Origin of the sequence: Serratia sp. AKBS12 (assembly GCF_024793895.1) — a bacterium.
Classification (GTDB): domain Bacteria; phylum Pseudomonadota; class Gammaproteobacteria; order Enterobacterales; family Enterobacteriaceae; genus Serratia_F.
The window spans coordinates 1,440,531-1,462,411 of sequence record NZ_JANUSB010000015.1 but is presented as its reverse complement, the minus strand read 5'-3'; the positions used below and the strand labels follow the sequence as shown (position 1 = coordinate 1,462,411).

The 21,881-nt window shown below is 57.1% G+C and carries 22 protein-coding genes; 10 read left to right on the top strand and 12 right to left on the bottom strand.

Features of this window, described 5'->3' with window-relative positions; translation table 11 throughout:
• Positions 1–418 precede the first annotated feature (418 nt).
• The 6 genes from NYE85_RS16710 (at position 419) to NYE85_RS16685 (ending at position 7,329) form a co-directional block, all read left to right on the top strand.
• A complete protein-coding gene (locus NYE85_RS16710) occupies positions 419–1,402 on the top strand; it encodes an arabinose ABC transporter substrate-binding protein (protein ID WP_039992744.1) in 984 nt (327 codons plus the stop codon).
• Positions 1,403–1,506: 104 nt separating this feature from the next.
• Positions 1,507–3,042 (top strand): L-arabinose ABC transporter ATP-binding protein AraG, encoded by a 1,536-nt coding sequence (gene araG / locus NYE85_RS16705; RefSeq protein ID WP_259005851.1) that lies wholly within the window; start codon positions 1,507–1,509, stop codon positions 3,040–3,042.
• Between the two features lie 17 nt (positions 3,043–3,059).
• On the top strand, positions 3,060–4,046 hold the full coding sequence (gene araH / locus NYE85_RS16700) for an L-arabinose ABC transporter permease AraH (RefSeq protein WP_259005850.1): 987 nt from the start codon (positions 3,060–3,062) through the stop codon (positions 4,044–4,046).
• 136 nt (positions 4,047–4,182) lie between these two features.
• The gene (araC, locus tag NYE85_RS16695; protein WP_259005849.1) at positions 4,183–5,115 is read left to right on the top strand and encodes an arabinose operon transcriptional regulator AraC; all 933 of its coding nucleotides are present in this window, start codon (positions 4,183–4,185) and stop codon (positions 5,113–5,115) included.
• Between the two features lie 90 nt (positions 5,116–5,205).
• Positions 5,206–6,246 carry an oxidoreductase gene (locus NYE85_RS16690; protein ID WP_259005848.1) on the top strand — a complete coding sequence of 347 codons (1,041 nt, stop codon included), beginning with the start codon at positions 5,206–5,208 and terminating at the stop codon, positions 6,244–6,246.
• A gap of 87 nt (positions 6,247–6,333) precedes the next feature.
• On the top strand, positions 6,334–7,329 hold the full coding sequence (locus NYE85_RS16685; RefSeq protein ID WP_259005847.1) for a bile acid:sodium symporter family protein: 996 nt from the start codon (positions 6,334–6,336) through the stop codon (positions 7,327–7,329).
• A 38-nt stretch (positions 7,330–7,367) separates the two neighbouring features.
• Here the strand turns inward: NYE85_RS16685 and add are convergent, their stop codons facing one another.
• The 9 genes from add to NYE85_RS16640 form a co-directional block, all read right to left on the bottom strand.
• Positions 7,368–8,366, bottom strand: a complete 999-nt coding sequence (gene add, locus NYE85_RS16680) for an adenosine deaminase (RefSeq protein ID WP_259005846.1) — start codon at positions 8,364–8,366, stop codon at positions 7,368–7,370.
• Between the two features lie 163 nt (positions 8,367–8,529).
• Positions 8,530–9,162 carry an AAA family ATPase gene (locus tag NYE85_RS16675; RefSeq protein WP_259005845.1) on the bottom strand — a complete coding sequence of 211 codons (633 nt, stop codon included), beginning with the start codon at positions 9,160–9,162 and terminating at the stop codon, positions 8,530–8,532.
• Positions 9,159–9,596: a PTS sugar transporter subunit IIA gene (locus NYE85_RS16670; RefSeq protein ID WP_259005844.1), complete on the bottom strand. Its 438-nt coding sequence runs from the start codon at positions 9,594–9,596 to the stop codon at positions 9,159–9,161. Before NYE85_RS16670 ends, NYE85_RS16675 begins: the two co-directional genes overlap by 4 nt.
• A 9-nt stretch (positions 9,597–9,605) precedes the next feature.
• The gene (locus NYE85_RS16665) at positions 9,606–9,875 is read right to left on the bottom strand and encodes a hypothetical protein (RefSeq protein ID WP_259005843.1); all 270 of its coding nucleotides are present in this window, start codon (positions 9,873–9,875) and stop codon (positions 9,606–9,608) included.
• A gap of 69 nt (positions 9,876–9,944) precedes the next feature.
• A complete protein-coding gene (locus NYE85_RS16660) occupies positions 9,945–10,787 on the bottom strand; it encodes a class II fructose-bisphosphate aldolase (protein ID WP_259005842.1) in 843 nt (280 codons plus the stop codon).
• Complete coding sequence (locus NYE85_RS16655; RefSeq protein ID WP_259005841.1) at positions 10,774–12,141, bottom strand: PTS sugar transporter subunit IIC; 1,368 nt, start codon at positions 12,139–12,141, stop codon at positions 10,774–10,776. The genes NYE85_RS16660 and NYE85_RS16655 overlap by 14 nt, the downstream gene beginning before the upstream one ends.
• Positions 12,138–12,449 carry a PTS sugar transporter subunit IIB gene (locus NYE85_RS16650; RefSeq protein WP_259005840.1) on the bottom strand — a complete coding sequence of 104 codons (312 nt, stop codon included), beginning with the start codon at positions 12,447–12,449 and terminating at the stop codon, positions 12,138–12,140. Before NYE85_RS16650 ends, NYE85_RS16655 begins: the two co-directional genes overlap by 4 nt.
• Positions 12,450–12,460: 11 nt before the next feature.
• Entirely contained in the window at positions 12,461–13,441 is a 981-nt protein-coding gene (locus tag NYE85_RS16645) for a 6-phosphofructokinase (protein WP_259005839.1), read from the bottom strand.
• Positions 13,442–13,814: 373 nt separating this feature from the next.
• Positions 13,815–14,570 carry a DeoR/GlpR family DNA-binding transcription regulator gene (locus NYE85_RS16640; RefSeq protein WP_259005838.1) on the bottom strand — a complete coding sequence of 252 codons (756 nt, stop codon included), beginning with the start codon at positions 14,568–14,570 and terminating at the stop codon, positions 13,815–13,817.
• A gap of 96 nt (positions 14,571–14,666) precedes the next feature.
• On the opposite strand from NYE85_RS16640, the gene NYE85_RS16635 reads away from it, so the two are divergent.
• Positions 14,667–15,263, top strand: a complete 597-nt coding sequence (locus NYE85_RS16635; protein WP_259005837.1) for an NUDIX domain-containing protein — start codon at positions 14,667–14,669, stop codon at positions 15,261–15,263.
• Entirely contained in the window at positions 15,260–15,625 is a 366-nt protein-coding gene (locus NYE85_RS16630) for an NUDIX hydrolase (protein WP_259005836.1), read from the top strand. The genes NYE85_RS16635 and NYE85_RS16630 overlap by 4 nt, the downstream gene beginning before the upstream one ends.
• Before the next feature lie 33 nt (positions 15,626–15,658).
• Here NYE85_RS16630 and NYE85_RS16625 read toward each other — a convergent pair whose 3' ends face one another.
• Together NYE85_RS16625 and malX are read right to left on the bottom strand one after the other, a co-directional pair.
• Positions 15,659–16,840, bottom strand: a complete 1,182-nt coding sequence (locus NYE85_RS16625; RefSeq protein WP_259005835.1) for a MalY/PatB family protein — start codon at positions 16,838–16,840, stop codon at positions 15,659–15,661.
• Positions 16,833–18,452, bottom strand: coding sequence for a maltose/glucose-specific PTS transporter subunit IIBC (gene malX / locus NYE85_RS16620; RefSeq protein ID WP_259005833.1), 1,620 nt, complete (start codon positions 18,450–18,452; stop codon positions 16,833–16,835). The genes NYE85_RS16625 and malX overlap by 8 nt, the downstream gene beginning before the upstream one ends.
• A 179-nt stretch (positions 18,453–18,631) precedes the next feature.
• Here malX and NYE85_RS16615 point away from each other — a divergent pair, with 179 nt between their 5' ends.
• Complete coding sequence (locus NYE85_RS16615; RefSeq protein WP_259006354.1) at positions 18,632–19,705, top strand: Mal regulon transcriptional regulator MalI; 1,074 nt, start codon at positions 18,632–18,634, stop codon at positions 19,703–19,705.
• On the opposite strand, the gene NYE85_RS16610 is transcribed toward NYE85_RS16615, so the two are convergent.
• Complete coding sequence (locus NYE85_RS16610) at positions 19,665–20,609, bottom strand: LysR family transcriptional regulator (protein WP_259005832.1); 945 nt, start codon at positions 20,607–20,609, stop codon at positions 19,665–19,667. The two genes, NYE85_RS16615 and NYE85_RS16610, sit on opposite strands and share 41 nt — an antisense overlap.
• A gap of 103 nt (positions 20,610–20,712) precedes the next feature.
• Here NYE85_RS16610 and NYE85_RS16605 point away from each other — a divergent pair, with 103 nt between their 5' ends.
• A complete protein-coding gene (locus NYE85_RS16605) occupies positions 20,713–21,864 on the top strand; it encodes a serine hydrolase (protein WP_259005831.1) in 1,152 nt (383 codons plus the stop codon).
• Positions 21,865–21,881 lie beyond the last annotated feature (17 nt).

Here is a 21,881-nt window from a genome sequence, read left to right as displayed (position 1 = left end):
GGCCGGTTGCCGGGGACAGCCCCGGCCACTGACGGGCGAGCACGCGCCGTCAACGCATCTGCATCGTGAAAGATGGCTATAACCATAGGAGCGTGTGTTGCGGGGCAGTGAGGAGCGGTTAGCTGGAAGTATGCACTTTCCTGCTTCCTGCAGTGATTTTGTGATGGCAGTCAAAAGTTAATCATTGGCTAAATTTGCTAAATATATGTACATATCTGCTGTAATCTCTGGATGTGATAGCGCTCTACATTTCAGCAACAAATACCCGCTAAAACTAACCCGGTCTGAAAGTCGATGAGGAACGAAGGCGCATAAATAAGCGTTTCTCTTTATCGAAAACCGTATCACTACCCTAATGAAAGCGTTTTCACTGCGCGGTGGTTTTAGCGCCGGGGAGAACAACACAGCGGAGAGCATCATGCATAAATTCACTAAGGCACTGGCGGCGATTGGCCTGGCAGCGGTTATGTCACAATCGGCTATCGCCGAAACCATGAAGCTGGGTTTTCTGGTCAAGCAACCGGAGGAGCCCTGGTTCCAGACCGAATGGAAGTTTGCAGACAAGGCCGGTAAAGACCTCGGCTTTGAAGTGATCAAAATCGCCGTGCCGGACGGCGAAAAAACCCTCAACGCCATCGACAGCCTGGCGGCCAGCGGCGCCAAAGGCTTTGTTATCTGTACGCCGGATCCGAAACTCGGCTCGGCGATCGTCGCCAAGGCGCGCAGTTACGATCTGAAAGTGATTGCGGTTGACGATCAGTTCGTCACCGCCAAAGGCAAACCGATGGACAGCGTGCCACTGGTGATGATGGCGGCGACCAAAATCGGCGAGCGTCAGGGGCAAGAGCTGTGGAAGGAAATGACCAAGCGCGGCTGGAAAGTGGAAGAAACCGGCGTAATGGCGATCACCGCCGATGAGCTGGACACCGCCCGCCGCCGCACCAGCGGTTCGATGGATGCACTGAAGGCCGCCGGCTTCCCGGAAAAGCAAATCTATAAGGTACCCACCAAATCCAACGACATTCCAGGGGCGTTTGACGCCGCCAACTCGATGCTGGTGCAGCATCCCGGGGTGAAGAACTGGCTGATTGTCGGCATGAACGACAACACCGTGCTGGGCGGCGTGCGTGCCACCGAAGGCCAGGGCTTTAAAGCACCGAACGTGATCGGCATCGGCATCAACGGCGTTGACGCGGTGAGCGAACTGTCCAAGGGGCAGGCCACCGGCTTCTACGGCTCGCTGCTGCCAAGCCCGGACATCCATGGCTACAAGAGCATTCAGATGCTGCATGACTGGGTTGAAAAGGGCGCCGAACCGCCGAAATTCACCGAAGTTACCGACGTGGTGCTGATCACTCGTGACAACTTCAAAGCCGAACTGCAGAAAAAAGGCTTGATGTAACCCTTTGCATTGCCCGCTCGCCCAGTGCGAATGCCGTGACAGCCATCGGTTGCCACGGCGTTTGCCGGCGAGCGGCGTTTTCAGACAAGCATGAGGAAAGCACTATGACAGCCACCACGCCGTATCTGGCTTTCAAGGGCATCGGAAAAACCTTTCCGGGGGTCAAGGCGCTGGACGATATCAGTTTTAGCTGCCAGGCCGGGCAGATCCACGCGCTGATGGGAGAAAACGGCGCCGGTAAATCGACGCTGTTGAAGATCCTCAGCGGCAACTATGCGCCGACCAAGGGCGAAATCCATCTCAAGGGTCAGCCGGTGCGCTTTAATGCCACCACCGACGCGCTGGACGCCGGCGTGGCGATCATTTATCAGGAACTGCACCTGGTACCGGAAATGACGGTTGCAGAAAACATCTATCTCGGTCAGTTGCCGACCAAGCGCGGGTTGGTCGATCGCAAACTGTTGCGTTATGAAGCACGTTTGCAGCTTGAGCATCTTGGGTTGGACATTGATCCGGATACGCCGCTGAAGTACCTGTCCATCGGCCAGTGGCAGATGGTGGAAATCGCCAAGGCGCTGGCGCGCAATGCCAAAGTGATTGCCTTTGACGAGCCGACCAGTTCGCTGTCGGCGCGTGAAATCGAGCAGCTGTTCCGTGTGATCCGCGAACTGCGTGCCGAGGGCCGGGTGATTCTGTACGTGTCGCACCGCATGGAGGAAATCTTTGCCCTGAGCGACGCCATCACGGTGTTCAAGGATGGGCGCTACGTGCGCACTTTCGACGATATGAGCCAGGTGAATAACGAGCAGCTGGTGCAGGCGATGGTCGGGCGCGATCTGGGTGATGTATATGGTTACCAGCCGCGTGAGCATGGCGCGGTACGCTTGCAACTGGAGGAGCTGCAGGCCAGCGGCGTGAAAACGCCGATCAGCCTCAGCGTACGCGCCGGAGAGATCGTCGGCCTGTTTGGCCTGGTGGGAGCCGGGCGCAGCGAATTGATGAAGGGGATCTTCGGCGCCACGCGTATCGCCGGCGGTCAGCTGTCACTCGACGGCGAGAAAATCCGCATTGGGTCGCCCATTGACGCCATTCGCGCCGGCATCATGCTGTGTCCGGAGGATCGCAAGGCCGATGGCATTATCCCGGTGCATTCGGTACGCGACAATATCAACATCAGCGCGCGGCGTAAAAGTATCAAGGCCGGTTGCCTGATCAACAACGCCTGGGAAACCAGCAATGCGGCGCACCATATTCGCGCGCTCAATATCAAAACCCCGAGCGCCGAACAGCTGATTATGAACCTGTCCGGCGGCAATCAGCAGAAGGCGATCCTCGGGCGTTGGCTGTCGGAGGAGATGAAAGTGATCATGCTTGATGAGCCAACGCGTGGCATTGACGTTGGCGCCAAACATGAAATCTACAACGTCATTTATCAATTGGCGCAGCAGGGCATTGCGGTGCTGTTTGCCTCCAGCGATCTGCCTGAAGTGCTTGGGCTGGCTGACCGGATCATCGTGATGCGCGAAGGCGCCATCTCCGGTGAGTTGCTGCATGACCAGGCCAGCGAGGAAAAGGCTCTCAGCCTGGCAATGTTACGCACCCCCGAAATTGCCCCTGAAGCCGCCAGCGCGGTGGCCTGACTGTGAAGGAGAAAGAGATGTCGACCATGACAACCAATAATTCTGTAAAAAGCCGCGGCGGCCAGGGGCTGACGCGTATCTGGGACAGCTACGGCATGCTGGTGGTGTTTGCGGTGCTGTTTATCGCCTGCATGGTGTTTGTGCCCAACTTCGGCTCGTTCATCAATATGAAAGGGCTGGGGCTGGCAATTTCCATGTCCGGCATGGTGGCCTGCGGCATGCTGTTCTGCCTGGCGTCCGGTGACTTCGACCTGTCGGTGGCGTCGGTAATCGCCTGTGCTGGGGTAACCACCGCGGTGGTGATCAACATGAGCGAAAGCCTGTGGATTGGCGTCGGCGCTGGTCTGCTGCTGGGCATGGCCTCGGGGCTGATCAACGGCTTTGTCATTGCACGCCTGAAGATCAACGCGCTGATCACTACGCTTGCGACCATGCAAATCTTCCGTGGGCTGGCGTATATCATTTCCGACGGTAAAGCGGTGGGCATCGAAGATGAGCGTTTCTTCGCCCTCGGCTATGCCAACTGGTGGGGGCTGCCGGCGCCGATCTGGATCACCATCGGCTGTCTGGCGCTGTTTGGCTTTTTGCTCAACAAAACCACCTTTGGCCGCAACACGCTGGCGATTGGTGGCAACGAAGAGGCGGCGCGTCTGGCCGGCGTGCCGGTGGTACGCACCAAAATCATCATCTTCGTGCTGTCCGGTCTGGTCTCGGCGGCGGCGGGCATCATCCTGGCTTCGCGTATGACCAGCGGCCAGCCGATGACCTCCATCGGCTATGAACTGATCGTGATTTCCGCCTGCGTATTGGGCGGTGTGTCGCTGAAGGGCGGTATCGGCAAGATTTCCTATGTGATCGCCGGCATTCTCATCCTCGGCACGGTGGAAAACGCGATGAACCTGTTGAACATCTCGCCGTTCTCACAGTATGTGGTACGCGGGCTGATCCTGCTGGCGGCGGTGATTTTCGACCGTTACAAACAGAAGGCGAAACGTACGGCCTAGGGAAAAGTTCGCCGGCTTCACAGTTCTGCCACCGGCCCGCGCAGTTATCTGGCGGGCCGGTAAACTAAACACAGGTACCTCGCAGTGGCGTCGTCGGCGCAAAGCGGGCGGGGTGAACGCGAATTTTGGAGGCTAGATGTATCATCGCATGGTTCAGGAACCCCAGCCGAACCCGCTGTTGCCGGGTTACACCTTTAATGCCTACCTGGTTGCCGGGCTGACGCCGATCATGGCGGACGGGCCGCTGGATTTCTTTATCGATCGCCCTGGCGGCATGAAGGGCTACATACTCAACCTCACCATCAAAGGCCAGGGCAAGGTATTTGACGGTGAAGACACTTTCTACTGCAACCCCGGCGATCTGCTGCTGTTTCCGCCAAAAGCGGCGCACTATTATGGCCGGTCGCCGGAAAGCGATTGCTGGTACCACCGCTGGGTCTACTTCCGTCCGCGTGCCTATTGGGCCGACTGGCTGGAGTGGCACAGCAAAACCCATGAGGTTGGGCGCCTGTCGTTGCCGAACAACAACCTGCTGCTGGAGTTTGATCGGTTATTTGCCAACATTGAACAAACCCAGCGCTCCGGCCGACGCTTTGCGGAAGAAATGGGCATGAATCTGCTGGAGCGCCTGCTGCTGCGGGCGATGGAAGAAGATCCGCTCAGCCCGCAGAAAATCATGGATCCGCGAGTGATTGAAGCCTGTCAGTACATCACCGGCAATCTGGCCGGCGAGCTGCGCATTGATGAAGTGGCGCGCCACGTTTGCCTGTCACCGTCGCGGTTGGCCCATCTGTTTCGCGAACAGGTGGGGATCAACATCTTGCGCTGGCGTGAGGACCAGCGGGTGATCCGCGCCAAGCTGCTGTTGCAGACTACCCAGGAATCCATCGCCACCATCGGACGGGTGGTCGGCTATGACGATCAGCTGTATTTTTCCCGAGTGTTCCGCAAACGCGTGGGGGTCAGCCCCAGTGATTTCCGCCGCCGCAGTCTGGAAATAAACTACCCGGCGAAGAACCTGCGCGAGCAGCCGTGGCCGGTGCAGGAGGCTGCTGCCTCGTCTCGCTAGTGGCGTTAACATTTAATTTACTTCTTGTGGTAGCCGGCGTCATGGTGTCAAATCGGAGAGGTCTAGATAAGCCTTGTCAGAGGAAACACCATGGCTGAAAAATTACGTGTTGGACTGGTTGGCTACGGTTATGCCAGTAAAACGTTTCATGCGCCGTTGATCGTCGGCACGCCCGGCGTCGAGCTGGCGGCGGTATCGAGCAGCGATGCCGGCAAAGTGCACGCCGACTGGCCAACCCTGTCGGTAGTCAGCGATCCACAGGCGCTGTTCAACGATCCGTCACTCGATCTGATCGTCATTCCCACCCCGAACGACACCCACTTCCCGCTGGCGCAGCAGGCATTGGCCGCCGGCAAGCACGTGGTGGTAGACAAACCGTTTACCGTGACGTTGTCACAGGCACAGCAGCTCGATCAGCAGGCCAAACAAAGCGGGTTACTGCTGTCGGTGTTTCATAACCGCCGCTGGGACAGCGATTTTCTGACGCTTAAGGCATTGTTGCAGGAACAAACGCTTGGCGAGGTGGTGTACTTTGAATCGCACTTCGATCGCTACCGCCCCGAAGTGCGTCAGCGCTGGCGTGAGCAGGGTGGCATCGGTAGCGGCATCTGGTACGATCTTGGCCCGCATCTGATCGACCAGGCTCTGCAGCTGTTCGGCAAGCCGGACTCCCTGTTTGTCGATATGGCCGAGCTGCGTCCGGGTTCGCAATCCGTTGACTATTTCCACGCGGTATTGCACTACGCCAAACGCCGGGTGGTACTGCATGGCACGGTGCTGGCGGCGGCGGAAAGCGCGCGTTATATCGTGCATGGCACCCAAGGCAGCTTCGTCAAGTTCGGGCTGGATCCGCAGGAAGATCGGCTGAAAGCTGGCGAACGCCTGCCGCAGGCCGATTGGGGCTATGATATGCGTGACGGCGTGGTGACGTTGTCACGTGATGGTTTGCTGGCAGAGAAACCGCTGTTGACCTTGCCGGGCAACTATCCGGCCTATTATGCCGCCATTCGCGATGCCATCAACGGCAGCGCAGCAAACCCGGTGCCTGCCAGCGAGGCGATCGCGGTGATGGAAATGATCGAACTGGGCATGGCGTCGGCAGCACAGCAGAAAGCGCTGCCGGTGACTTGAGTGCCTGCGTTACGGTCGACAAAACTATCCTGATTGATATTACGGGTTCAGCCGCTGAACCCGCTTTTTTGCAAGGAATTCTGTCTCATGTCCTGGTTGCAGCGCCTGCGCATTGATAAATTTTTGCTGGTTTTGATTCTGGTGGTGATCGTTGCATCACTGTTGCCGTGTGAAGGGGTGTGGAAAGTCTTTTTCGAACGTCTGACCACCGCCGCCATCGCGTTGCTGTTCTTTATGCATGGCGCCAAGCTGTCGCGCGATGCGATCGTCGCCGGCATGAGCCACTGGAAACTGCATTTACTGGTTTTCCTCAGCACCTTTGCGCTGTTTCCGCTGCTCGGATTGGCGATGAACCTGCTGGTGCCCGGCGTAATGACGCCGACCGTCTACCTGGGTTTCCTGTATTTATGTGCGCTGCCGGCTACCGTGCAGTCTGCCATCGCATTTACCTCGGCGGCCGGCGGCAACGTCGCGGCGGCGATTTGCAGCGCGTCGGCGTCGAGCATTCTCGGGGTGTTTCTGTCGCCATTGCTGGTGGGGGCGCTGATGCATACCCAGGGTGGCAATACCGATGTGTTGCACGCCATCGGTTCGATCATTGTGCAACTGATGGTGCCGTTTATCCTCGGTCATCTGGCGCGGCCGCTGATCGGCAGATGGGTTGATCGCCATCGCAAACTGATCAACCTCACTGACCGCTCATCGATTCTGCTGGTGGTGTATACCGCTTTCAGTGCGGCGGTGGTGGAAGGCATTTGGCAGCGGATTGACGGTTGGTCGCTGTTGGTGATTGTGCTGATGTCGCTGGTGCTATTGACCGTGGTGCTGGTGATCAACACCTACGCCGCGCGTCTGCTGGGCTTTGATACCGCCGATGAGATCACCATCGTGTTCTGCGGCTCGAAGAAAAGCCTGGCGAACGGCATTCCGATGGCCAACGTACTGTTCCCGGCGGCGGCGGTCGGGGCGATGGTGCTGCCGTTGATGATTTTCCACCAGATTCAGCTGATGGTCTGCGCAGTGCTGGCGCAGCGCTATGCGCGCAAAACTGCCCGGCAGCAGGCGGTTGTGGCGAGCAAATAGCGTCATATTTGCGGGCGCAGTCACTGCGCCCGTATCGTTCAAGCGCCGACTTTATCGCGCAGCGCCTGTTTTTCCCGTTCGTCAAGAAATGCCATGGTCAGGCCGTTATGCTGCGCGCGGCGGATCTCGTCCGGCGTCAAACCGGCCTGTGGCGCCGCCACGTTGTACTCATGTGCAATCTCGATGCCCTGAACCGCCGGATCGTCGGTGTTGATTGACGCCAGTACGCCGTGGCGCAGAAAGGTGGCAAGCGGATGCTGTGCCAACGAGGGCACGGTGCTGGTCTGGATGTTGGAGGTCAGACAGGATTCAATACCGATGCCATGTTCTGCCAGGAAATCCATCAGCGCCGGATCTTCTACTGCCTTGACGCCGTGGCCGATCCGTTCGGCGCCCAGTTCGCGAATCGCCTGCCAGATGCTTTCCGGCCCGGCGGCCTCACCGGCGTGCACGGTGATGCGCAGGCCGGCGTCGCGCGCGCGGTTAAAGTGGCTGAGGAACAGACTGCCGGGAAAGCCGAGCTCGTCGCCGGCCAGATCCAGCGCGGTGATGCTGTCGCGGTGCGCCAACAGACCTTCCAGCTCTTTCAGACAGGCGTCTTCACCAAAGGTGCGGCTCATGATGCCAATCAGCCGCACGTCGATGCCACGATCGCGGCAGCCGCTGCGCACGCCGTCAACCACCGCCTCCACCACGCCGGCAACCGGCAAGCCATGCTTCATTGCCATGTAATACGGTGAAAAGCGCAGCTCGGCGTAATGCAACCCGGCGTTGACCGCATCTTCAACGTTTTCATAGGCCACACGGCGGCAGGCCTCCAGATCGCCCAATACCGCCACGCCCCAATCCAGTTTTTGCAGGAAGCTGACCAGATCGGGTTCGGCGTGGGTGATCTGCACGTGCGGACGCAGCGCTTCGAGCTCGTTGGCCGGCAGTTGGAGATTGAACTGGCGACCCAGGTCGAGAATGGTTTGCGCACGTATGTTGCCGTCAAGGTGGCGATGGATATCGGTAAGCGGTAGGCGGGGATCTATCATGATGTGCACTCGTCTTTTTGTTGTAGGTAAAGTGCATATCAGTATAAAAACAAACTGATGAAAATATCCATGATGTTGCAAAAAAAAGTGATTTTGATCACATTAAATGCCGGGTTGGCGGCGATTTCAAGTAATGGCAGGGTAATTCCCCGCCATTGTACGCTCAGCGTGACGCCAGGCGATAGGAGCTATCGGTGGTGGAGTTCGCGGCGCTACTGCGTGAGTCGGTGCTGACGCTGGCGCTCAGCGCGCTTTGCAGCCAGGTGATAATCCGCGGCATATCCAGCGGCTGAGACTGATCGACCCGCAACACCGGCCCCAACGCCATCGGCGTGGCCCGTCTGGCCAACTCACGCAATTCCGGCAGATATTCTGCGCCGGGGTGTCCCTTGGCGCGCTGATGCAACCGTGCGGCGTAGCGCGCCGCCGCCAGTTCACCGGAAACCTGGTTCCAGATCTCCACCACCTGCGTAACGCCGGCCTGTTGCAGATAACGGCGAAGGTCATCTTTCGGTTGAAAACCAAACCAGGCGTCAATAACGTAAACGCACTGCGCCGGTGCCTGGGCGACGATCGCCCAAATTGCCTGGTAGGCTGCACGCCCCAACGTGCGGTTAAGCTGGCGATCAAGCTGGGGAAAACAGTGCATAAATGGCTCTTTGATACCGTCGACGGTCAGGTAGGGCAAGGCAAAATGGTGTGACAGCCGCACGGCGACGCTGCTTTTGCCTGATGCGGGTACGCCGTTGACCAGAATAACGGTTTTTTCGCCAACCGTGCCGAGTGTCTGATTCATAATATATCCACCACGTCTTGCCATTGTTTTGCTGCGCGCAGTTGTTGCATGATCTGCGGATTATCCAGTAATTCGACGATGGCGCGAATGCCGTCCTGAATATGTCCCTGACCGTCGGTTGCGCCGAATAAAATAACGATGTCGGCCTTTTCGCCGTCGCCAAAGGCAATCGGCTGCTCGAGCAATACCAGACTGAAGCAGTTTTTAATTACCCCGCATTCCGGCCGTGCATGAGGAATGGCGATACCTTCGTCAAAAACGTAATACGCGCCGTGGGTCAGCGTGTTGTCAATCACTGCCTGATAATAGGACTGGTGGATATATCCCTGCTTGACCAGCGGCTGCGCCGCCAGGGCTATCACCCGTTGCCAGTCGTCTTCCCGCACCCCGACCTGAATGGCATTTGCTTCGATCAGCAGTTGTTTTATCGACATAAATTCCCCTCAGATGGTCTTCCTTGTGATATTGCGCAACTCGTCGATTTTGACAAACAGTAAATCAAGCTGGTCGCGATGTCGTTTGCTTTTGGCATATATTTTCAACGCCCGGTTATATTCCAGCATTAACTGCTTTTGTATTTCGCCGTCCTGCGGATTATTCGCCAACCGCTGTTCCCATTGGGCAATGGTTTCCGCGGCTCGCGCGGCTTCGGCGTGGTTTTCTGCCGCATCGACAGGGGTTTCCTGCCGACGGCGTTTGATAAATTCAAACATCATCGTCTCCAGCCCCGACTCGCGCCGGGGCGCCAGGGTTATTATTGCCAGGTGAGAATAAAATGGCGTTTATTTAAATAAACCGATCTTTTCGGCTAATACCTGGGTGACCGCATCATTGGCCGGGATCAGGAATTTGCGCACGCTGTCGCTGACTTTGCCTTTTTCAAACATCTCCTTGCAGCGACCGACCCATTGCACGTTCATTTCGGTGCCAACGTTGACCTTTTCAATACCGCCAGCCACTGCCAGCCGCAGGTCTTCATCGCTGACGCCGGTGCCGCCATGCAATACCAGCGGGGTGCCGGTGGCCGCGGTGATTTCCGCCAGTCGCCGATGCTGGATCTTCGCCTTGCCGGTGTACAGGCCATGCACTGTGCCGACCGACACGGCCAGCATGTCGACGCCGGTTTCGTCAACAAATCGTTTGGCATCTTCGACTGTGGTGAAGCTGATGTCTTCTGCCGCCACCATCTTGCCGTCTTCGGCGCCGCCAATGGCGCCCAGTTCGGCCTCCACCGACACGCCGCGCGGATGGGCGATAGCGATCACCTGCCGGGTATTGGCAATATTTTCTTCAATATTGAGGTGCGAGCCGTCGTACATCACCGAACTGAAACCAGCGTCAATCGCCGTGCGAATGGCCAGCGGATCCGAACAGTGATCCAGGTGCAGGCAGGTCGGCACCTGTTCGCTGGACGCCAGCGAGCTGACGGCGTCAACCAGCAATTTGTGGCCGAGATAGTCGGCGGTACCGGTGGAGATCTGGATCATCAACGGACTGTTGGTCTGTTTGGCCGCGCGGAAAAAGGCCGGCAGCATTTCCAGACAGTGCAGGTTAAACGAGCCGATAGCCTTGAAGCCGCGCGCTTTGGCTACCTGCGACAGTTCGGGGAAATTATAGAGTTTCATGGATCTTTTCCTCATGATGCTTGGTTGATTTACCGTTGACGAACCACGCCAGAAGCGTGACAAAAGCAATGAACAGCCCGACAAACAGCCAGTTGTTCTGCAAGGCATGGCCCAGCACCAAACCACTGCTGATGACATCGGAATCGCTGAAGGTCACGCCGACGAAGCCGTAGCTTTCCAGCATCGGCACCAGAATCGCCGGCAGGAAGGTAATGAACAGGCCATGCACCACGCCGCCGATCATTGCCCCGCGCCGACCGCCCAGCGCGTTGCCAAAGATCCCGGCGGTGCCGCCGGCAAAAAAGTTGGTCAGCAGCCCAGGCAGGATCATCGCCAGGCCAAACATCGGGAAGACGATCATGCCGATCACCGAACCGAGGGTGGTGGCCAGGAAGCCGACGATCACCGCATTGGGGGCGTAGGGGAACAGCACCGGACAATCGAGCGCCGGTTTGGCATCTGGCACGATGCGCATGGCGATGCCGCGAAACGCCGGCACCAGCTCGTTGAGCAGTAACCGCACGCCGCTATACAGAATGAACACCCCGGCAACGAACTGAATCGCCTGCATAAAGGAGTACATCAGGTAGTTCATGCCGTTGGCGTACTGCGCGATATACTGCGGGCCAGCCGCCAGCGCCGGGATCAGATACATCGGGATCATCACCACCGCCATCGACAGATAGGTGTCTTGCAGGAATTTGAAGTTGTCCGGCAATTGCAGATCTTCGGTGGAGCGCGATCCCTTGCCGATCACCTTGGCCACCGCCGCCTGCACCAGATAGCCGATGGTGCAAAAATGTCCCAGCGCCACCTCGTCTGAGCCGGTGATCCTGCGCACCGCCGGCTGTGCCAGCGCCGGCATCACCACCGCCATGACGCCGCCGAAGACGCCGCCGGTAAGGATCAGCGGCAATCCGCTCAACCCGGCCTTGTAGCCGATTACCGCGCCAATGGTGGCCATCCACAGCATCGCCTGTCCGGTAAGAAAGATATATTTGAACGGCGTGAGCCGGGCGATCAGAATGTTTACGGCAAAAATCACCATCAGCGTCAGTGCCACTTCCGAGCCAAGCTCACGGTTTGCCAGCCCGGCGATCGCCGCTACGTCGGTGATATAGCCGGTCATGCCGAAACCGTGGGTGAAAATACTGTTCAGGTAGGTGAGGGTGTCGACAATAATATTAATGCCGGCCATCATGATTAAAAAACCCAATAGCGTCTTGAAGGTGCCTTCTGCCACTTTGCCGGTGGATTTCTTTTGCAGTAATAATCCCAGCATGGCTATAAAGGCAATTAATATCGACGCTTGTCCGAGCAGGTCTCTGACAATGAAATCTATCACGCTGTTCATGATGGGATCCCTTGCATATTACGTTCTTTCAGAAAGGCGACGATCTTTTGCTCAATCTCGACCTTGTCCGTCAGCTTGTTAAGAATAATGACCCGTTTTTTCTCTTCATCGCTGGCATCGGCATTCAGGATGTCGGCAAAGGTTTTTTGCGTCAGAATAATATCGGATTTAAAGGCACTGGCTTCGGAAATTGTGGTGTGATCAATATCCGCGTCAATATCCAGCTTTTTAAGTACCGCCCTGGCACTCATTTCAATTGCAAAACTTGAACCCAAACCACAGCCGCATACACAGAGTATTTTTAACATGGGTATTCTCCTCAAATGATATTTAACTGTTTGGCCAGTTTGTAATGGTGCCCTTCGAGATCAACCAGCCGTTTCTTCATGCTGATTAAATCAATTGGAATAGCCTGATTACTGGCATTGATAATGACGGCTTTGTTTTTCATTCCGGATTGAATGCAACGCACCACCTCGCTCGCCATCAGGGTGCCCTGATAAATTTCCTCACAGGTAGGTTCGCCATTGCGCAGCCCGTAACCGACAATGGTTTTACGAATACGAACGCCGATCCGGGGTTCCAATTGGGCGATCATGGTATCGATAGCACCTTGAAAACCCGGAGAATATTCTTTTGTGTAGCCCTCCGAGCATAAAATGATCACGCTGTTTTGCCGTTCAAGCCGCCGTTTGACTTTATCCGCCAGGCTGCTTAATGGCTGTTGGCACTCAGGGATTAATGCAAAGTCGGCATTGGATTTAATCGCCGATTGCAAGGTTAATTCACCGCAGTAGCCACCCAGCAGTTCGACCATAAATACTCGGCCTGGTAACGCACGTCCGGTATTACGTAATTTGGCGACCTCTTTCAATATTTGCTCGCAGGCGGTGGAAAATCCGATGGTATAATGACTGCCAAACACGTCATTATCGATCGTCATGCCAACGCCAAAGCAATTAATACCGAATTCGCTCAGGGTATTTAAAAATTGTAGCGACCCGTCGCCACCCGCCATAATAAGCACGTCGATATGCAGGGATTTAAGCTGCCTGGCGATTTTGTCATATTCTACTCTGGACAATTTCCTTGCCGTGCGGCCAGAGGAAATAACCGGCAGTGCGGCAATGGCATAATCAATCAGATCGCGGTGACTAATCGATTGATGGCGATGTTCCAGCAAACCGGGAATACCACCGTTAAACAATACGATTTCCGCCTGCGTCAGATTGGCAATCTGGAAAATAAAGTTATTAATGCCTGTAACATCACCGCCGCTTATCACCACACCGATTTTCATCTCAATGACTCCCGTTGGTTGCCGTGAGCTCATTGTTAAATTTTGGTGTGGGTCAAATTTGCAATAGACCTCACAAAATAATCACAAAAATAGTTTCCAATAACCTTGACTACCGTTGTTATTGGTCGTTTTTTGCGAAGTAAATCACAAAGTCTCGATGTGCGACAAACGACAAAGCCAACCGTTTAAGTTTTAAATTCAAAGAGTTGTATCTATATGGCCGCCAAGGGGAGGGAAAGGCGACAAACGCCGATCGGCGGGGAGGAAAAAGTTGGCGTAAATGTGATTTTCATCGCATTTTCTTGGGGCGTTATGCGGTCGCAACGCCGTAGGGGGACGTTTTGCCCCCCACGGCATGCGGTCAGGGTGAGACTCAGGCCTTGATTACGCTGACGCCAGCCTGTTGCAAAGGCGCGATCAGTGCGTCGTCGGTGGCGTGCTCGACAATGATGGTTTGCGCCAGCGTAACGTCGCCGATGGCATACTGCGATGCGGCATTCAGCTTGGCGGCGGATGCCAGTACCACGGTTTCCGCGGCGCGTGCCGCCAGGGCGCGCTTGATGTAGGCCTCTTCCAGATCGCCGGTGCTGAGGCCGGCGGTGGGGTGCACGCCGGTGACGCCCATAAAGTAGATGTCGGCTCGGATGTGTGACATGGCTTCTACGGCGGCGGCACCGACGCTGACAATCGAATGCTTGAACAGCCTGCCACCGATCAGGATCACCTCGATATTGGGATGTTCCACCAGATCGACTGCCACGCTGGGGCTATGGGTAACGATGGTGGCATGCAACGAAGCGGGCAGTTGCTTTACCAGCGCGGCCGACGTGGTGCCGCCATCGACGATAGCGACCTGACCTGGCAGGATCATGGCGGCAGCGGCACCGGCAATGGCGCGCTTCGCCGCCGATTCCAGCGTATTGCGTTCGGCAAACGGCGCAATGGCGGACGATACCGGCAGCGCGCCGCCGTGTACCCGTTGCAGCAAGCCTTCGCTGTCCAGTTCGCGTAAATCCCGCCGGATAGTATCTTCTGACAGCCCAAACATCTCGCTTAGCTGTTTGGCCAGCACCTGGCCCTCTTGCGCGAGTTTTTCGAGGATCAATTTTTTGCGTTGACTGGTGAGCATAAAACCCCATTAAATCATTTTGCACGAATTATCTTGATAATGCACGAAACTGCACGTTAGTATCAATGCTTATCCACTGACTCTAGGAGCCGATCAATGATCGCCACTCAGGATCGCGTCCGTATCGTCAGCACACAGGTGCTGTCGGACGATTGGTATCTACTGAAAAAAACCACCTTTGATTTTCTGCGCCGCGATGGCAGCTGGCAACGGCAAAGCCGTGAAACCTATGACCGTGGCGATGGTGCAGCGATCCTGCTGCTGAATCGCCAGGCCAACACGGTGATTCTGACGCGGCAATTTCGCTATCCGGCGTTCGTCAACGGTCATGATGGCATGCTGATAGAAGCGGCGGCCGGCCTGTTGGACAACGCCTCGCCGGAACAGCGCATTCGTGCAGAAGCCGAAGAAGAAACCGGCTATATCGTGCAAAAAGTGCAAAAAGTGTTCGAAGCGTACATGAGTCCCGGTTCGGTGACCGAAAAACTGCATTTCTTTATTGGTGAATATCAGGCGTCCGACCGTGTCCATGCCGGCGGGGGGGTTGTCGACGAGGGCGAAGACCTGGACGTGCTGGAAATGACGCTGAATGATGCGCTGCTGGCAATCCGCCAGGGGGTGATCGTCGACGCCAAAACCATCATGTTACTGCAATACATTGCCCTTAACCCGATTCAGGAGAACAAAGAATGACGGTACAACAGATTTTGATCGCTGGCCCTTACCGCAGCGGCACTGACGGTGATGCAGAAAAAATAGCTGCCAATCTGCAGCGCCTGGAACAGGCGGCGCTGGCAGTATATCAGCGTGGGCATCTGCCGGTGATTGGCGAATGGCTGGCGTTGCCACTGGCGGCAGCGGCAGGGTCGCAGCAGTTGGGGGATGAGATCGGCGAAGCTTATCTGTATCCGGTTGCCCATCGGCTGATTGGCCGCTGTCAGGGTATTTACCGCATTGAAGGGGCGTCGCGCGGAGCGGATAAGGATATCGAAGTAGCGCATGCGCTGGGATTGAAGGTCTATTACCGTCTTGAAGATATTCCCGACGCCGGGTGAAACGAACGGCAGGCGCAGGCCTGCCGTGGTGCATTAGTCGTCACCCAGCGTGAATTTCAGGCCGGCGATCAGTCGGTCAAGGCCGGTTTCCAGCTTGCTGCGCGGACAGCCAGCGTTCAAGCGCACAAAACCGCGCCCCTCTTCGCCGTAGGTAAAGCCCGGCATGATCGCTACCTTTTCGCGTTCGATCAGCACCTGCTGCAATTCACGATCGTCAATGTTCAGCGGCCGCAGATCGATCCAGGCCAGATAGGTGGCCTGCGGCGGCTGCCAGTCGAGCTGGGGGAAGGCCTGATTCAACCGCTGCGCCACATAATGCAGGTTGGCGCGCAGATAGTCGCGCAGTTGATCCAGCCACGGCGCGCCGTGACGATAGGCGGCAATATGCGCTACCACCGCCAGCACTGCCGGGGAGGAGAGCCCGTCGCGGCCCTTCAGCGTTTGCAGATAGCTTTCACGCGACGCGTCGTCGCTGATAAAGCCGAATGCCCCGGTCAAGGCCGGAATATTGAAGCTTTTAGAGGCGGATGTCAGCAAAGCCCACGGCGCAGTGGCCACCTGGCTCCATGGCACATGCGGCTGCGAGTCCCAGGTCATGTCCATGTGGATCTCGTCGCTGATCACCCGCACCTCATGACGTTCGCACAATTCGGCCATTTGCCGCAGTTCGTCGAGGCTCCACACTTTGCCGGTAGGGTTGTGCGGGCTGCACAGCAACAGGATGCGGGTTTGCGGTCGTGCCAGCAGCGCTTCCAGATGTGCCATGTCGCAGCGCCACTGGTTATCCACCTTCTGCAGCGGGCAGGGCAACAGTTGGCGCTGGTTGCCCAGCACCACTTTGTAAAAGGCATCGTAGGCCGGCGTATGGGTGACCACGCACTCGCCCGGCGCCGACCACTGGCGGATCAGCTGCGCCGCCATGTAAATCACCGACGGACCATACACCGCCATAGCCGTGTCGATCGGCGTTTGAAAACGTTGCTGATACCAATGGCGCACTGCGCCAAGAAAATCCTCATGTTGCCAGCGGCTGTAGCCCAGCACGCCATGCTGCAAACGTTGCTGCAAGGCATCCAGAATGCAGGGGGCGGTGGCAAAGTCCATATCCGAGATGGTGAACGGCAGTAAATCGGCGGCGCCAAAGCGGTCGGCAATGTAATCCCATTGAGTGCACCAGGTGCCGTGGCGATCGACTGGGGTAGAAAAATCAAACATGAGACGCTCCCTGCAATGGCGTAACGGGGGGGATACGGTTTATCAGTGAGTCTAATTCATCCTTCACCGATTGCACCTGCGGTCCGATAACCACTTGCAGATTATGTTCATTCAGATGCACGACGCCAATGGCACGGTTGGCCTTCAGCACGGCATCGTCCACCTTGCTCATGTCGTTGACCGACAGGCGCAGACGGGTGATACAGTTATCCAGCGAGACGATATTCTCGCCGCCGCCCAGCGCCGCCAGAATGGCCGGTACGTTGTAGCCGGACTTGCCGACGGCACCGATAGGCGTGCCGGAGGGAACCGGGCTGTCGTTCTCGCGACCCGGTGTTTTGATATTAAAGCGCAGAATGGAAAAGCGGAAAATGGCATAGTAGGCGGCAAACCAGACGGCGGCCACCAACGGTACCAGATACCATTTGGTGGCGGTGCCGTGCAATATGCCAAAGACCACGAAATCAATGATATTGCCGTCGGTATTGCCGATGGTGACCCCCAGCAACGCCATCACGGTGAAGCCCAATCCGGTGAGGACCGCGTGGATCAGATACAGGAATGGTGCGACAAACAGGAACAGGAATTCAATCGGTTCGGTGGTGCCGCCCACCACGCAGGCTACCACGCCAGAAATCAACAGCCCTTTGATCTTATGCCGATTTTCTGGTTTGGCGCAGTGGTACATCGCCAGTGCTGCCCCCGGCAGACCACCGAGAAACGCCGGCATTTTACCCTGTGACAGGAAGCGCGTGGCGCTTTCCGCAAAGCCGTGGGTGGTCGGGCAGGAGAGCTGTGCCTGGAAGATGGTCAACGCGCCGCTGACGCTGTGGCCGCAGACATCCAGGGTACCGCCTGCTTCAGTAAAACGGATCAGCGCCACCAGAATATGATGTAAGCCAAACGGCAACAGCAGGCGTTCGCCAGTGCCGAAAATCATCGGGCCAAAGGCGCCGGCACCGTTGATAACCCAGCCGAGGCCATTGATACCAGCGGCAAACCACGGCCAAATCAGCGGGATCACCAGCCCGCACAGCCCGAGTACCACGGTGGTAACGATCGGCACGAAACGCGTACCGCCAAAGAACGCCAGTGCGTCCGGCAGACGGATGGTGTTAAAACGCTCATGTAGCAAATAGACGATAATGCCGACGATCACCGCGCCGAGAATACCGGTATCGATCGACTGAATGCCGAGAATGTTCTGAATATTGTTGGCCTTCAACACCACCGGATCGACGGTTGGCAAGATAGCGGCGCTGGTGAGATAAAAATTGGTCGCCAGATTCAGCACCGCAAAGCCGACAAAGCCGGAGAAGGCCGCGACGCCTTTATTCTCGCGTGCCATGCCAAGTGGGATGGCAATGGCGAACATCACCGGCAAAAAGCTGAAGGCAAACGAGCCGATCTTGCTCATCCAGGTGAACAGCAACTGAAAAATCGGCTGGCCGAGGAACGGCAGCAGGGTAATGACATCGCGACTGCTGAGCGAGCTGCCGATCCCCAGCATAATGCCGCAGAAAGAGAGGAGCGCGACGGGCAACATAAAGGTTTTGCCCAGACTCTGGAAAAACTCCCAAAGCGTGATTTTTGGTTTTTTAACCGCTGGCATAAACGGGAACTCCTGGCGAAAAGGCGAACAAAAAAGGAATGTACCGATCTAAGGTAAAAATAAGATAAAACGTTTTACCTATGAAAAATGCGCCGTTTATCACAATTTACATGCAGCTTTTTCCGCAACAATAGCTGAGACAGTAAAACGTTTTACTGAATAACCACATTCGGTATAACATTTGCCTTGCCGCTACCGCGGCGCTTTATCGCACCGAGGTTAAAACAATCAAAAAGATCACCATTACCGATGTCGCGCTACAGGCTGGCGTTTCTGTCACTACGGTGTCCCTGGTTCTCAGCGGCAAAGGGCGCATTTCGGCCACTACCGTGGAGCGGGTCAATCGGGCGATCGAACGGCTTGGCTACGTACGCAATCGCCAGGCGGCAACGCTGCGCGGTGGCGATTCCGGGGTGATTGGCCTGATCTTGCGTGATATTTGCGAGCCGTTTTATGCGGAAATGACCGCCGGGCTGAGCGAAGTGCTGGAGGCCAACGGCAAGGTGCTGTTTCTGACGCAAAGCGGTCGCGATGGCCAGGGGTTGATGCGTTGTTTTGACACCTTGCTGCAACACGGCGTTGACGGCATGGTCTTGGCCGGCGGCCTGCGTTCGGTCAGCGGTTTGCGCGAGAAGGCCGACGAACAGGGGGTGCCGCTGGTGTGTGCCGCTCGCTCCAATGGTCTGGAAGGGGTGGACGTGGTGCGGCCGGATAACATGCAGGCGGCAAAAATGGCCACCGAACTGCTGATTAAGCGCGGCCATAGCCAGATTGCCTATCTTGGCGGCCAAGGTGACTCGCTGACCCGCGCAGAACGACTTGGCGGTTTTTGCGCCACCCTGGTGCAATACGGTTTACCGTTTCGTTCCGAATGGATAGTCGAATGCGACTGCCAACAGCAGGCGGCGGCACAGGCGGCGGAGCAGCTATTGCGACAACATCCGAACATCAGCGCATTGGTCTGTCATAAAGCCTCGGTGGCACTTGGCGCCTACTTTGGCATCGTGCGCAGTGGGCGTAGTATCGGTTCTGAGGGGATGGACAGCTTTTATGGCCAGCAGGTGGCCCTGATTGGTTTCGGCGATGTGCCCGAAGCGGCGTTAACGCAGCCGCCGCTGACCTTCGTTTCCAGCTCCGCACGCGAAGTGGGGCGCAGCGCGGCGTCGCGACTGTTGCAACGCATCCAGCACAGGGATCTGCCGCCGCAGGACGTCATTTTGCCGCCGAGCCTGATCCCGCGCGGTTCGGTTTAAGCGCATTGGCGCGCTGGCGTTGTTGTTGCAGGAAATCGATAAAGACCCGCAGCTTTAGCGGCATGTGTCGATTGGCGGGGAAATAGATAAAGAAGCCGGCGGCGTCGCTGGTGTGATCCGCCATTACTTCAACCAGGCTTCCATTGGCCAACTCTTGTTCTACGGTACCGCGAAAACGCTGCGTCAGCCCCAGACCGGCCAGCGCGGCCCCCTTCAGCAGCAGATCCTCATTAAAAATCATCGAGCCGCTCACCTCCAGCGCCAAATGCCGGCCGCCGTGGGTCAAAAACCACGGTTCGAGTTTGCCACTGCCGGGAAAGCGATAGCGCAGGCAGTTATGCTGGCGCAACGCCTCCGGCGTGGTCGGCACACCGTGCTGTGCCAGATAGCGCGGGGCGGCGACGATCACCCGTTGCTGGCCGTTGTCGATAGGTACCGCGATCATGTCCTTTTGCAGCACCGCATGCATGCGGATGCCAGCATCAAAATGATCCAGCACCAGATCGGCGAAGCGATCGTCGGTAAACAGCTCCAGCTGAATTTCCGGATAGCGTGCATGGAAGTCGGTTAAAAAAGGCATCACCAGCAGCGAAGCGGCCAGCTGTGGCAGGGTGATGCGTAACTGACCCGAGGGGCGACTGCGCAGCGCGCGGATATTTTCGGCTGCGACATCGATCTGGTTCATCGCCGGGGCCACGCTCTGATAGAACAGCTTGCCTTCGTCACTCAGCCGCACCGAACGACTGGTGCGGTTGAACAGACGAATACCCAACCGGGCCTCCAGGGTCTGGATATTCTGTGATACCGCCGGTGGCGTGACGCCCAGTTGGCTGGCTGCGCGGGTAAAACTGCCAAGCCGGGCGACCGCTTCGAAAAAGGGCAATAGCTGCAACAGTGAACTCATTTATCGTTAACCCTGACTTAATGGTGCATTAAATTTTAGCCTATTTTATTTCACGATTGGCGCTTTAGACTGATTTCACTCATAAATACTGGAGCAGCAGAACATGGCAGCAGTGAATCAGTCAGTAGCAAAGCGTGTGCAGGCAGTGATACAGCGGGCAATAGAGCAGAAAAGGATCGTCGGCAGCGTGGTATTGGTGGCGCACGGCGGCGAGCTAATCTGTGCCGAAACGGGCGGAGATGCCGACCGCGAGTGGCGCAAACCGATGCGGCGCACTACGCAATTCAGGCTGGCTTCGGTATCCAAACCCTTTGTTACGCTGGCGGCAATGCGCCTGCTGGAGCAAGGCAAGCTGCAATTGGATGATACGGTCAGCCGCTGGTTGCCATGGTTTACGCCGGCGCTGGCCGACGGGCGGATACCGCCGATAACCCTGCGGCAATTACTGACGCATAGCGCTGGCCTGGATTACCGTTTCAAGCAACGGCCGTCGCAACCCTATCATCGCCTGGGGATCCAGGATGGACTGGAACGCGCCAGCGGCACGCTGCAGCAGAATCTGCGTCGGCTGGCGGACGCGCCGCTGATCGCCGAGCCGGGCAGCAGATTCAATTACTCGCTGTCGATCGACGTACTGGGGGCGGTGCTGGAGCAGGTCGCCGAACGGCCATTACCGCAACTGTTTGACCACTTGGTGGCACAGCCGCTCGGTTTGTGTGCCACCGGCTTCGGCAGCGCCACCCCCGACAACCTGGCGACGGCCTATTATAACGGCGCAACGCGGCCTGAACCGATGTACGATGGTTTGCAGTTAACGCTGCCGCCGGAATTCGGCTACCAAATCGATTTCGCGCCAACGCGCGCGCTGGACGTCGACGCTTACCCTTCCGGCGGTGCCGGCATGGTCGGCAGTGCCGATGATGTGCTGAAACTGCTGGAGGCGATGCGTGGCGGTGCCAACGGTTACCTGCGCCCGGAAACGGTGGCGCTGATGCATCAGCCACACGTCAGCGCCGCAGCTGAAACGCAGGGGCCGGGCTGGGGCTTCGGTTTTGGCGGAGCATTATTGCTGGATGCGACCTTGGCGGCGACGCCGCAGTGCAACGGTACGCTGCAATGGGGCGGTGCCTACGGTCACAGCTGGTTCTGCGATCGACAATCGGCGCTGAGCGTGGTGGCATTGACCAACACGGCGTATGAGGGCATGAGTGGGGTATTTCCGGGCGAAATCCGCGACGCGGTGTACCGGGCCTGAGCTGCCTTGGCGCGGCA

What these genes read in the sequence shown, in the direction of transcription:
- NYE85_RS16710 (WP_039992744.1), top strand. Translation starts at nt 419, where the DNA reads ATGCATAAATTCACTAAGGCACTGGCGGCGATTGGCCTGGCAGCGGTT.
- araG (WP_259005851.1), top strand. Translation starts at nt 1,507, where the DNA reads ATGACAGCCACCACGCCGTATCTGGCTTTCAAGGGCATCGGAAAAACC.
- araH (WP_259005850.1), top strand. Translation starts at nt 3,060, where the DNA reads ATGTCGACCATGACAACCAATAATTCTGTAAAAAGCCGCGGCGGCCAG.
- araC (WP_259005849.1), top strand. Translation starts at nt 4,183, where the DNA reads ATGTATCATCGCATGGTTCAGGAACCCCAGCCGAACCCGCTGTTGCCG.
- NYE85_RS16690 (WP_259005848.1), top strand. Translation starts at nt 5,206, where the DNA reads ATGGCTGAAAAATTACGTGTTGGACTGGTTGGCTACGGTTATGCCAGT.
- NYE85_RS16685 (WP_259005847.1), top strand. Translation starts at nt 6,334, where the DNA reads ATGTCCTGGTTGCAGCGCCTGCGCATTGATAAATTTTTGCTGGTTTTG.
- add (WP_259005846.1), bottom strand. Translation starts at nt 8,366, where the DNA reads ATGATAGATCCCCGCCTACCGCTTACCGATATCCATCGCCACCTTGAC.
- NYE85_RS16675 (WP_259005845.1), bottom strand. Translation starts at nt 9,162, where the DNA reads ATGAATCAGACACTCGGCACGGTTGGCGAAAAAACCGTTATTCTGGTC.
- NYE85_RS16670 (WP_259005844.1), bottom strand. Translation starts at nt 9,596, where the DNA reads ATGTCGATAAAACAACTGCTGATCGAAGCAAATGCCATTCAGGTCGGG.
- NYE85_RS16665 (WP_259005843.1), bottom strand. Translation starts at nt 9,875, where the DNA reads ATGTTTGAATTTATCAAACGCCGTCGGCAGGAAACCCCTGTCGATGCG.
- NYE85_RS16660 (WP_259005842.1), bottom strand. Translation starts at nt 10,787, where the DNA reads ATGAAACTCTATAATTTCCCCGAACTGTCGCAGGTAGCCAAAGCGCGC.
- NYE85_RS16655 (WP_259005841.1), bottom strand. Translation starts at nt 12,141, where the DNA reads ATGAACAGCGTGATAGATTTCATTGTCAGAGACCTGCTCGGACAAGCG.
- NYE85_RS16650 (WP_259005840.1), bottom strand. Translation starts at nt 12,449, where the DNA reads ATGTTAAAAATACTCTGTGTATGCGGCTGTGGTTTGGGTTCAAGTTTT.
- NYE85_RS16645 (WP_259005839.1), bottom strand. Translation starts at nt 13,441, where the DNA reads ATGAAAATCGGTGTGGTGATAAGCGGCGGTGATGTTACAGGCATTAAT.
- NYE85_RS16640 (WP_259005838.1), bottom strand. Translation starts at nt 14,570, where the DNA reads ATGCTCACCAGTCAACGCAAAAAATTGATCCTCGAAAAACTCGCGCAA.
- NYE85_RS16635 (WP_259005837.1), top strand. Translation starts at nt 14,667, where the DNA reads ATGATCGCCACTCAGGATCGCGTCCGTATCGTCAGCACACAGGTGCTG.
- NYE85_RS16630 (WP_259005836.1), top strand. Translation starts at nt 15,260, where the DNA reads ATGACGGTACAACAGATTTTGATCGCTGGCCCTTACCGCAGCGGCACT.
- NYE85_RS16625 (WP_259005835.1), bottom strand. Translation starts at nt 16,840, where the DNA reads ATGTTTGATTTTTCTACCCCAGTCGATCGCCACGGCACCTGGTGCACT.
- malX (WP_259005833.1), bottom strand. Translation starts at nt 18,452, where the DNA reads ATGCCAGCGGTTAAAAAACCAAAAATCACGCTTTGGGAGTTTTTCCAG.
- NYE85_RS16610 (WP_259005832.1), bottom strand. Translation starts at nt 20,609, where the DNA reads ATGAGTTCACTGTTGCAGCTATTGCCCTTTTTCGAAGCGGTCGCCCGG.
- NYE85_RS16605 (WP_259005831.1), top strand. Translation starts at nt 20,713, where the DNA reads ATGGCAGCAGTGAATCAGTCAGTAGCAAAGCGTGTGCAGGCAGTGATA.